This is a genomic window from Candidatus Vallotiella adelgis (genome assembly GCF_020541305.1).
Taxonomy (GTDB): domain Bacteria; phylum Pseudomonadota; class Gammaproteobacteria; order Burkholderiales; family Burkholderiaceae; genus Mycetohabitans; species Mycetohabitans adelgis.
The window spans coordinates 939,638-950,937 of the sequence record NZ_CP047396.1 but is presented as its reverse complement, the minus strand read 5'-3'; the positions used below and the strand labels follow the sequence as shown (position 1 = coordinate 950,937).

Sequence of the window (11,300 nt, the reverse complement as noted above, 5' to 3'; positions counted from 1 at the left end):
CAATATGCGTAGTAAAGAACGACAATGCAGAAAGATCCCTTGTTAAGCTTATGCCCGAAGATAAGTGCTTGTACAGGACCGTCCACCTAATTTCATTAGGGCGGCGGCGAGTGTTTGAGGGGATTAGTAAGAAGAGCTGTTTCATCGATCAAGCAATATTATTCAAATTAGTAAAATTGGTCATTTCTGTGCTAGATCAATGCTAGTAAAATTTTTGAGGGCACTATAGTAATAGATAGCCCGCGCAGGCGGGGGGCTGGTTGCATGTCAGCATATCTACTGACATTAAAGCTAGTTAGTTACTGACTAAACTAAGCGGTATACTTGAACTGTACTATTAGTTAGTATTTTTCAGTTCGAGCCAATAAATTGGTCGATGCTCCTATTTTTTAGCCGTGCGTTGAACTTTTCGCAGCATGCTGTTCCCAGAGGTGCGCAAAGATAAACATGATAACGCCAGTGAGTAGCACACCGACTAGTGCATCAGGGCCGAACACACGCATTAATGTGCCAGTAATGATTGGTCCACAGCAGCTTGCCATCCCCCATGATGCACCGATCAACGAGCTGGCAGTCACAAGAGCTGCTCCACAAAAACGTTCGCCGATTGCAGCTAGTGATAATGTGTAGACTCCACCTGCAGCTGCGCCGAGCACGATCAAAACGGGCCAGCATAGCCATGGCTGCGCGGCGATCACTGGTAATGTCGGCAGTAGAAGTGTTACCACAATAGCAGCGCCTAAGTGCACTCGCTTTCGACCAATGCGATCGGCTAGCCATCCAAGAGAAAACGCACACAGTGTATCGCCAAGCAGAATCGCTGAGCCGAAGAGAACCGCTAGTTCCGTTGCCACTCCGTGGTGGATCGCGAACAACGGTAGCAACGACAGAGCTAGTGTATCAAACAGCGCAAAAAAACCTGCACCGACGACTAGTGACGGCATACATGGCAATACAGTTTTCCAAGCACTGTAGAGCTCTTGGTCAGCTGGGCCCATATCTCGAGTAATGCGTATGATCCACAGGCCCGGCAGTGCTAGAAGAAAGATCGCGCCGCACAATGCAAAACGCCACTCCGGATAGTCGGCGATCACGCTGACGAGCAGCGGGCCGGTCATTTGAAATAGCGTGAAGTTAGTTGTGTACAGCGCAACAATTCGCCCACGAGATCGATCGTTTGCAAGCTGGTGCATCCAGGTTTCTGTAATCGTAAATAGCAGCATTAAAGCAGCGCCAGCAATTGCTCTTAAGAGGGCCCAGACCACGAGATTAACTGTCAATTGCATCGCAAGCGTCGAGATCGACGTTATACACACCATACTAATAATGATATGACGTGCCCCAATACGCGACACAATGCGCGCTGCGAATGGTACGATCGCAATCCCGCCAATCGCCTGCGCACCGGTCAGCATGCCGACTACGTGTGAGCCATAGCCAGCTTGCATTAATGCTAAGGCAGTCAGCGGCAATGTTGCGCCGATTCCTAGCCCTAAGACAGCAACAATAGCAATTAACGCGAAAAAATCGCGTGTGAAAATAACTTTCATTCGAAGTATGATAAGTTCAGCGCGTTCATGGGTAATTTCAGTTAGCTGTACTGGTTATTCAAGCGCTCAGCAGGAGGTGCTGCCACGCATACGGGATCGCTTCCTATTTATCCTTGACTGTAGACAAAGTCACTAGCTCGGGTGTACGAAGAGATATTGCAATGTCTATTCTGGGTAAATAACACAATAACCGATCTTAGCCAATTATTCTGGCGCTTAGTCATGCCATACTAAAGAATTGCCCTCTCCTGGTTTAGCATAAAAACATAAATAGAGTTTCAGGACATCGTTCACTCACGCTACGATGAGTAGCATTTTGATGTCGGTTGGCATAACACCAGCGAGCTGGATATTTCAAACAAACGTAGCGACCGACTAGGCCCTACATTATGTGAGATATATAATCGAGACTCGCCTCATGCATTGCGACTTTTCTGACATATACGGGTGCAGAAACGGCGCTGGCAATACCTAGAACAATGTTACTAATGCACAGCATATCTCATGTTGCCGTGTGTTGTTCAGCTACTACGTGTTCGAGTTCAAAGCCCGGTAGCATACTAAATGTGTTTACCTAGAATTAGGCTCTATGAAAAACTAGATCTTCTATATTCGGAGGTTCGGCAAGGCTGACTGAGTAGTGATGAACAGTCTAATACAGAAAAAGGTACTATAGTATATTATAGGGATAATATAAGCTTATTCCTGCATTATAGTTTAGTACAATTGTACGTCAGGCTTATTAACACGCTTTATAGCGTAAGTCTTCAGGTAATCACGAGGCTATGATCGATGGTCCGATCCCAGATACACCTAAGGTGTATCTGGGATCGGCAGCATGATATTCTAAATCGATGCGTAAAGACTACGAGCTCTCTAGGGTAGTTATCTCATAATGAATAACCTAGTAATACTGATAAAAATAGCTATGGTATAAGCGGGATGCTAGGTAGATAGGTAGAGGCCAGCCGCTGTTTTGAATATATGATTCTCGCGCGGTTAATATTATATAGCTTATTTATTTAGCTAGTCTTTCCCTAACTGATTACAGCGATATCCAGATTAACTGGAGTATGTTTGCAAGTTCAATCATGCAGTACCGCTTTAACACAGCAACACATATTCCTCAGATATCTCAGTCTATTCAATGCTTGACAAGCAAGCATTGAATTTAAAACTTGTTTTTCTCCAGAAAAAGCATACCCCAGTGTGGTCTCCTGTCTACGCCAATTAGATGTATTTCAATGACATAATCAATCGATAGAAATCAATCTGACCGCTAACCTAAAGCATAATATCCTTTCCTGGTGCAGGCTGCGCCAGACCTCGACTGCTAGGGCGTCCCTAAGGACGCATGCTATAAATCTTCCATAGATTCATTCCCATGGTTTCTTATTTACTGTTGTGAAATTTTGCTATTATGAAAAATAAATTTAATTCTTTCGCTAGATAACGTCTTTAGGCATTATGACCTCATCTCAGTATGTCAATATATTCTAACGTAATTAGCAATTCCTGTACCCCGACAGCCATCAGAATCTAGAAACAGCAACTTCTGTAAGCGCGATCGGGTTCTTGAAATAGTCTTCACTCGTCCATATAATTAATACTCGCCGCACGTAAGTGCTAACAACCCGTGCTACTAAGGCGCTTGGTTTGCCAAGCGCTAACGTTAAAAAGCGTTGCAGCCTGAAATATAAAGGAGTGTGTATGAACCTTCGTCCTTTGCACGATCGCGTTATCGTCAAGCGTCTGGACCAAGAAACTAAGACGTCATCAGGTATTGTGATCCCTGATTCAGCGGCCGAAAAGCCCGATCAGGGCGAAGTCCTGGCCATTGGCCCGGGCAAGCGTGATGACAAGGGTGCGCAGGTTGCGCTCGATGTCAAGGTAGGCGACCGTGTATTGTTCGGAAAATATGCCGGCCAGACAGTCAAGGTCGATGGGCAAGAGTTGCTCGTTATGCGCGAAGAAGACATTATGGCGGCCGTCCAAAAGTAACGGTTGCAGTTTGTTCGGCTTTCCAAAGATTCTAAGGAGTTAAAAGATGGCAGCTAAAGACGTCGTGTTTGGCGATTCCGCCCGTGCGAAGATGGTCGAGGGTGTGAATATTCTTGCTAACGCAGTGAAGGTGACACTTGGTCCGAAAGGCCGAAACGTAGTTCTTGAACGTAGCTTCGGTGGACCAACGATGACCAAAGACGGTGTATCAGTCGCGAAGGAAATCGAGCTGAAAGACAAGCTTCAAAACATGGGTGCGCAGATGGTCAAGGAAGTAGCTTCCAAGACTAGCGATAACGCTGGTGACGGTACGACGACAGCAACCGTGCTAGCGCAATCAATCGTGCGCGAAGGTATGAAGTATGTCGCGTCAGGTATGAATCCAATGGATTTAAAGCGTGGCATCGATAAAGCAGTTTCTGCAGCAGTCGACGAGCTGCGCAAAATCAGCAAACCCTGCACAACCAACAAAGAAATTGCGCAAGTCGGCTCAATCTCTGCTAATAGTGATGCATCAATCGGCGATCGCATTGCTGAGGCGATGAACAAAGTTGGAAAGGAAGGTGTAATTACAGTTGAAGATGGAAAGTCACTTGCTGATGAACTTGAGGTAGTCGAAGGTATGCAGTTTGACCGCGGCTATTTATCACCGTACTTCATCAATAACCCGGATAGGCAGGTCGCTGTTCTCGAGAACCCGTACGTGCTACTGCACGACAAAAAAATCTCGAACATTCGTGATTTGCTGCCGGTCCTTGAGCAAGTAGCTAAAGCCAGCCGTCCATTGCTCATTATTGCGGAAGACGTTGAAGGTGAAGCTCTCGCGACGCTAGTGGTAAATAACATCCGAGGCGTTCTAAAAACCGTCTCAGTCAAGGCGCCAGGCTTTGGCGATCGTCGAAAAGCGATGCTTGAAGATATTGCGATCTTAACCGGTGGACAGGTGATTGCCGAGGAAACTGGCCTTTCGCTAGAAAAAGCGACGCTTCAAGAGTTGGGCCAAGCCAAGCGCATAGAAGTCGCAAAAGAAAACACAACAATTATCGATGGTGCTGGAGAAGCTAAGAACATTGAAGGGCGTGTAAAGCAGATCCGCACACAAATCGAAGAAGCAACATCGGACTACGATCGTGAAAAGCTTCAAGAGCGTGTCGCGAAGCTCGCGGGCGGCGTAGCAGTAATCAAAGTTGGTGCAGCTACTGAAATAGAAATGAAGGAAAAGAAAGCGCGTGTTGAAGATGCGCTGCACGCCACACGTGCTGCTGTTGAAGAAGGGATCGTGCCGGGTGGCGGTGTCGCGCTAATCCGTGCTCATGCTGCAATCGCCAGTGTTAAGGGTGAAAACGCTGACCAAGAAGCTGGCGTTAAGATTGTTCTGCGTGCGATGGAAGAACCTCTTCGCCAAATTGTGACGAACGGCGGCGAAGAGGCTAGTGTCGTGGTCGCAGCTGTAGCAGCTGGAAAAGGCAACTATGGCTATAACGCAGCAAGTGGTGAATACGGTGATCTAGTCGAGGCCGGCGTACTTGATCCAACTAAAGTCACGCGAACCGCTCTGCAAAATGCAGCTTCTGTTGCCGGTCTGCTATTGACGACTGATGCAGCAGTATGTGAGTTGCCAAAAGACGATGTACCAGCACCAGCTGGTATGCCATCTGGCATGGGCATGGATATGTAGTTTAGCTCGTTCTGATAGAGCCTGAACAGCACCTCTTAAGAAGTGCTGTTCATCAGGATCTAAAATCCTGAAACAATTTGGGTTAAACCACTGACCAACCTCATGTTTTTCGGAACATGAGGTTTTTTACATGTATCCGAGCTGTTTTTAGAATAAAAAACCTCAAGAGTAACTTTTCATGTAAACAAACTACGTTAAAATAGTGTAATTCGACATGCTAGCTAATGTTACTTAGCCCTGCAGGCGGCGATTTTTGACCCTTGTCCCTTGGACTATAGTACTGGACTAGAAATCCAATAAGAGTGCTGAACCACTTGGTACGCATCTTCTGCTCTTACGCACCACTTTAGCTTGGGTCTTAGTATTTAGCGAAGCAGTATCGTGGATTACAGTACCTAGCGTATTAAGCAATCTACATCAGTCGCTTGCCGACAATGGTCTTCCAGTATTTGACGAATCTGGCTTTTATTGCTAAACAGCGTATTAGACAGTTAAGACGCCCCGTGTGTTAATGCACAACATTTATTTCTATCTCTGTCTAGGTAGATAAGCGATAACACCCGACTATAGCAACGGTTTAAAGTAAGTGGTTTTACTTTAAGAGTTAATACGTGAGTCGGGCGGGGGTCCGACAATCTAAAGATTAGAACGATCGCAATCGTATCTCTGAATATAGAGATTGTAACGCATCAAACAGGGGGGGGTAGTGACAGCTACGTCACGAGTAACATGACGGCGTATATCCTCGAATAAACTGATCGTACTCTAGTTATTACTAGGCAGTAACGTTATGACAAAGCACTATCTCGTACTTTTCAGTGCAAAAGATTACTCGTTCGATATGGCAATAAGATGAAATATAAGAGTTGGATGTGCCTGATTTGCGGTTGGATCTATGATGAAGAAGCCGGTCTTCCAGAAGAGGGGATTACACCAAGCACGCGTTGGGAGGATGTTCCAATTAACTGGACGTGCCCAGAGTGCGGTGCACGAAAGGAGGATTTTGAGATGCTCCAAATCTGAACAATTAAATTCTCCATTTAGTAAGCCTGTAAATTCCTAGCTATTATACGATAATGGCAGCCCGGGATAAGCCGACAGAACTGTAGTTGCCGAGATGCTCATCTCTGGGGGTTGCTACAATTTGGCGGTGCTGCGAAACAGATAAACAATCTTATAAAGGTTTAGTTAAATGCCTCGTTTTAGCTGTGCGATTAGTATTAGCGGCTATCTCATATCCAATTAGTGGTCTAGATATGTAGTAATGAGTTATATTTTTATCTCATAGGGGTGTGATTCTAGAGATTTATATATCGTCTTTTACCACTAGCGTATTGCAAATACTACGCATTTTTTCTACGTATTTATTTGAAGCAGATGCTTATCATGCTAGCAGCGTTGTGAATATTGTATATGCGGGACTATGTATAGATCGGGTGATGCGCCGATAAGGTAGTTGATATGACCTAAAATAACACACTGCATAACTAAGGCATACAGCCATCAGGTGTAGTGGGACTCCTTACTAGTACACGGTTAACCCTATAACAAGTAGTTGTGTACCCATGCCGACGATTTCCTGTAAGTAGTTATGCCATATGATGGCTAGATTAGGGAAAGACGGCATCACGCTGTTGTCTCCCTACAGGAAAACATGTACATATCTTACTGGGTATAGTCCTATATATTGACTTAGCGCAATGGCGTCAGTAGTTAGCTTAAAAAGTGTAGTGAGCTTGACTAATACGATAGGATGCAATAATGGGTGCGCTAGCTGTATCGACCAGCTATAGTTCTCTGTGTGGTTACTAAGACTGCGGAAAGCATGTTGCAAATCGTACCGAAAAGATACTGAACCAGCTATTTTAGCTCATTGCAATCAATATTTCTAATGACTAATACCGATGCGGCTGCTACTCTGTTCCGATCTTGCTAGTTCCATCGAAGGTAGTTAGCCGCGTAGCTTGACTATCGTGGAGCTAGAAAAGTGCTATCACCAAAATTGTTAGAGACTACTAAGTCTTTGCTAGAATACAGAATATGTCAAAGACTACTGATCGCATCAACTTGACCAACCAGTTCCTGATCGCCATGCCGAGCATGGCTGATTCTATTTTCTCCGGAACAGTGGTATACCTCTGCGATCACAGCGAGCGCGGTGCATTTGGATTGGTGATTAACAGGCCGACCGATATCGATCTACAGGCGCTGTTTTCTCGTATCGATCTGAAGTTAGAAATTGAGCCATTGTTACATGTGCCAGTCTATTTTGGGGGGCCGGTACAGACTGAACGGGGCTTTGTTTTGCATGACCCGGTTGATAGTATCAACTATACATCGTCGATATCAGTGCCTAGTGGATTAGAAATGACCACATCAAAGGATGTGCTTGAAGCGGTTGCGAGTGGTAATGGACCCAAACGATTCCTGCTGACGCTCGGCCATGCTGGCTGGGGCCCAGGGCGGCTTGAGGATGAGATTGCAAAGAATGGCTGGCTAACTGTCGAAGCAGATCCAAAAATCGTGTTTGACGTGCCGGCTGAGCAATGTTTTGACGCAGCACTCTCGCTACTGGGTATCTCGTTGACGATGCTTTCCGGAGAAGCAGGCCACGCATGAGTATAGTGGTGACTACGTTATGTGCGTTCGATTACGGACATAAACGTATTGGTGTAGCAATTAGCAATACGCTAACCCGTTTCACTCAGGCGCTTACAACTATTGAGAACCGAAATCGTAAATACCGTTTTGCTGCAGTGGGTGAGCTGATTAACCAATGGCAGCCGACACAGCTAGTTGTTGGGCTGCCAGTACATCTTGATGATACACCGCATTGGATGACGCAGCAGGCGCTGCGGTTCGGTAACCAACTTAATGGGCGTTTTAACTTACCTGTGACCTGGGTCGACGAGCGCTATTCGTCGGTTGAGGCTAAAGCGGCAGGAGCACGCGGTGTCGCTGTAGATGCACGGGCGGCATGTATTATTCTTCAGCAGTATTTTGATGAACGGGGATATCCAAGAGGCGATAATGAGTACTGCTATCGCATCAATTGATGCGGAACAGCTATATTGCGCGATGCGCGATTCCTTGCGGGCTACGCTGGAAGATGAGATACGCTTAGGTACGACCGCACTAGCGGGGATCTATAGAGGTGGTGCGTGGATTGCTGAGCGTCTAGCCCAGGATCTAGATGTAGCTTTATTTGGCGTGGTTAATATTGCGCTGCACCGCGATGACTATGCGAAAAAAGGTCTACACAGCCAAGCGCAGCCTACTTCGTTGCCGTTTAGTGTCCACGGCATGCATATCGTGTTAGTAGATGACGTATTGTTCACCGGGCGAACCATGCGTGCGGCAATTAACGAGCTATATGACTACGGCCGTCCTGCATGCGTTGAGTTAGCCGTGCTAATTGACCGCGGATGCCGAGAGATGCCAATTGCTGCGAGCTTCGTTGGCACGAAAATGCTCAACGTGCCAGCGACCGAGATACTAGTGCTGCAACGTGATAGCTGCGGTGCATTGGTATTTGTCACTGAAGAGCAAGTATGACAACGCCTTTGTGCCAATAGATGCTATTTCTTGGTCCGACGTTTTATTACTTGATTTATCCGTTGACGGCTTAGTAGCTTTTACTATGTTCATGACTGAGCCAGTGTATCCATGAATACCGCCCCCCTAAAGTCTAACGAACCAGCTAATGAACAACACCGAGACACACCCATATCTATTGCATGTCGACCCGGTTTTCTGCGTGGTCACCCACAATTAAACCGTCATGGCGAACTCAAGCATCTACTAACGATCGAAGGACTGCCTCTTGCAGTCGTTATGCATATTCTCGACACCGCGACTCAGTTCGTTAGTGTAACTAACCGCGGCACTAAGAAAGTTCCGTTATTACGCGGAAAATCCGTATTCAACCTGTTCTTCGAGAATTCAACGCGCACGCGAACGACGTTCGAGATTGCCGCGAAACGGCTATCCGCGGACGTATTAAATTTAAATATCAATGCGTCATCCACAAGTAAAGGGGAGTCTCTATTAGATACCATCAATAATTTATCGGCGATGCATGCGGATATATTTATCGTCCGACATGGGCAAAGTGGTGCACCCTATCTTATTGGACGGCATTGCGCGCCGCACGTGCATGTAATTAATGCCGGAGACGGTCGCCATGCGCACCCAACACAGGGGTTGCTAGATATGTACACAGTTCGCCACTACAAGCGTGACTTCACGCAGCTACGGGTAGCTATCGTCGGCGACATTCGCCATTCGCGCGTTGCGCGCTCTGATATCCATGCCTTAACTATGCTGGGTGTCCCCGAGATTCGTGCAATCGGGCCACGCACGCTACTGCCTAGTGGGTTAGAGCACCTTGGAGTACGTATTTTCCACGACATGCGGCAAGGTTTACATAACGTCGACGTAATCATTATGCTGCGCCTACAGAATGAGCGGATGAGTGGTGCATTTATGCCATCCGCACAGGAATACTTTAAGACTTGGGGGTTGACATCGGAGCGGCTAGCCTACGCTAAATCCGATGCAATCGTTATGCATCCAGGACCCATGAATCGTGGTGTTGAGATCGCATCAAGTGTCGCAGATGGACCGCAAGCCGTGATTCTAAATCAGGTTACTTTTGGTATCGCAGTACGTATGGCAGTAATGAGTATCGTCGCGGGCAATAACGACTGAAATGCATCAACAAGAATTGAAAAATTTCTAGAATGATGATTCACATCAAGGGTGGTCGTGTTATCGACCCGGTAGCAGGCACTGATCAGCAAGCGGATATCTGGATTGCCGATGGCCGAATCCTATCAATCGGCGATGCTGTGGCAGCACCGTTACATGATGCGCGAACCTTTGATGCTACAGGGCTGACGATCGCGCCAGGGCTAGTCGATTTGTGCGCCCGACTACGCGAGCCGGGGTTTGAGTATCGTGCAACACTAGAGTCCGAAATGGCTGCTGCACTGGCAGGGGGTGTGACGAGCCTTGTATGTCCGCCCGATACAGATCCACCGCTCGATGAGCCAGGGCTGGTCGAGATGCTGAAGTTCCGTGCTCGCAACTTAGACCAAGTCCACGTTTATCCACTCGGGGCATTAACCGTGCATCTTAGAGGGGAGGTTATCACCGAAATGGCTGAGTTAACTGAAGCGGGGTGCGTCGGCTTTACACAGGCGGACCAGCCAATCATCGACACTACAGTACTGCTGCGAGCACTACAATACGCGAATACATTCGACTACACAGTTTGGTTGCGGCCCCAAGACCCCTATCTAGGTCGTAGCGGTATTGCTGCCAGCGGACCAGTCGCGTCGCGGCTCGGGTTGCCAGGAGTGCCAGTGGCTGCCGAGACGATCGCACTGCATAGAATCCTAGAACTAATACGCGCAACAGGTGCGCGGGTTCATCTACAACACTTGTCATCAGCAGCAGGCCTTGCGCTCGTGCGTGCGGCCAGATGCGAAGGACTTCCGGTTACATGCGACGTTACAATCAATCATGTGCACTTAATAGATCTAGATATTGGCTATTTCGATGCTCAGTTTCGGGTCGATCCGCCGCTGCGATCACCGTGCGACCGCGATGCAATCCGCGCTGCGCTTGCTGATGGCACTATCGATGCAATCTGCTCCGATCATACGCCCGTAGACGACGATGAAAAGCTGCGGCCCTTCGGTGAAGCGTCGCCCGGTGCGACTGGGCTTGAGCTGCTGCTATCATTAACGCTGAAGTGGGCTCTCGAAGAGAGGCAGTCGTTAGCACATGCGCTGTCTAAGATTACTTATGCACCAGCTAGATTACTCAGGTTACCAGTTGGTAGGATCGAGCCTGGGTCTATTGCAGACTTATGCGTGTTCGATCTCGCTACGCATTGGCGCGTCGAGCCACAGGCGCTGAAAAGTCAGGGGCACAATACGCCGTTTCTAGGCCATGAATTGCCGGTTCGGGTACGTGCCACGATTGTAGCTGGGCGCGTTGTGTACGATAGCCGTGACCGAATAAAAGTATAAATTAGCTTCCTTAGTGATATAGAGAAAATCTCA

The 11,300-nt window shown here is 47.4% G+C and carries 9 protein-coding genes; 8 read left to right on the top strand and 1 reads right to left on the bottom strand.

Going from position 1 to position 11,300, the window contains the following annotated elements; translation table 11 throughout:
* Nucleotides 1–389: 389 nt before the first annotated feature.
* Nucleotides 390–1,550, bottom strand: a complete 1,161-nt coding sequence (locus GJV44_RS03470) for an MFS transporter (protein WP_226806355.1) — start codon at nt 1,548–1,550, stop codon at nt 390–392.
* 1,710 nt (nt 1,551–3,260) lie between these two features.
* Here GJV44_RS03470 and GJV44_RS03465 point away from each other — a divergent pair.
* From GJV44_RS03465 to GJV44_RS03430, 8 genes are all read left to right on the top strand, one after another.
* The gene (locus GJV44_RS03465; RefSeq protein ID WP_226806354.1) at nt 3,261–3,551 is read left to right on the top strand and encodes a co-chaperone GroES; all 291 of its coding nucleotides are present in this window, start codon (nt 3,261–3,263) and stop codon (nt 3,549–3,551) included.
* Nucleotides 3,552–3,597: 46 nt separating this feature from the next.
* A complete protein-coding gene (gene groL / locus GJV44_RS03460) occupies nt 3,598–5,229 on the top strand; it encodes a chaperonin GroEL (RefSeq protein ID WP_226806353.1) in 1,632 nt (543 codons plus the stop codon).
* 852 nt (nt 5,230–6,081) lie between these two features.
* Nucleotides 6,082–6,252, top strand: a complete 171-nt coding sequence (locus tag GJV44_RS03455) for a rubredoxin (protein WP_226806352.1) — start codon at nt 6,082–6,084, stop codon at nt 6,250–6,252.
* Between the two features lie 1,017 nt (nt 6,253–7,269).
* Nucleotides 7,270–7,848: a YqgE/AlgH family protein gene (locus GJV44_RS03450; protein ID WP_226806351.1), complete on the top strand. Its 579-nt coding sequence runs from the start codon at nt 7,270–7,272 to the stop codon at nt 7,846–7,848.
* The gene (ruvX, locus tag GJV44_RS03445; protein WP_226806350.1) at nt 7,845–8,285 is read left to right on the top strand and encodes a Holliday junction resolvase RuvX; all 441 of its coding nucleotides are present in this window, start codon (nt 7,845–7,847) and stop codon (nt 8,283–8,285) included. Before GJV44_RS03450 ends, ruvX begins: the two co-directional genes overlap by 4 nt.
* The gene (gene pyrR, locus GJV44_RS03440; protein WP_226806906.1) at nt 8,272–8,784 is read left to right on the top strand and encodes a bifunctional pyr operon transcriptional regulator/uracil phosphoribosyltransferase PyrR; all 513 of its coding nucleotides are present in this window, start codon (nt 8,272–8,274) and stop codon (nt 8,782–8,784) included. Before ruvX ends, pyrR begins: the two co-directional genes overlap by 14 nt.
* Before the next feature lie 111 nt (nt 8,785–8,895).
* The gene (locus GJV44_RS03435; protein WP_226806349.1) at nt 8,896–9,939 is read left to right on the top strand and encodes an aspartate carbamoyltransferase catalytic subunit; all 1,044 of its coding nucleotides are present in this window, start codon (nt 8,896–8,898) and stop codon (nt 9,937–9,939) included.
* A gap of 32 nt (nt 9,940–9,971) precedes the next feature.
* The gene (locus GJV44_RS03430; RefSeq protein ID WP_226806348.1) at nt 9,972–11,267 is read left to right on the top strand and encodes a dihydroorotase; all 1,296 of its coding nucleotides are present in this window, start codon (nt 9,972–9,974) and stop codon (nt 11,265–11,267) included.
* The last annotated feature ends 33 nt before the right edge of the window (nt 11,268–11,300 follow it).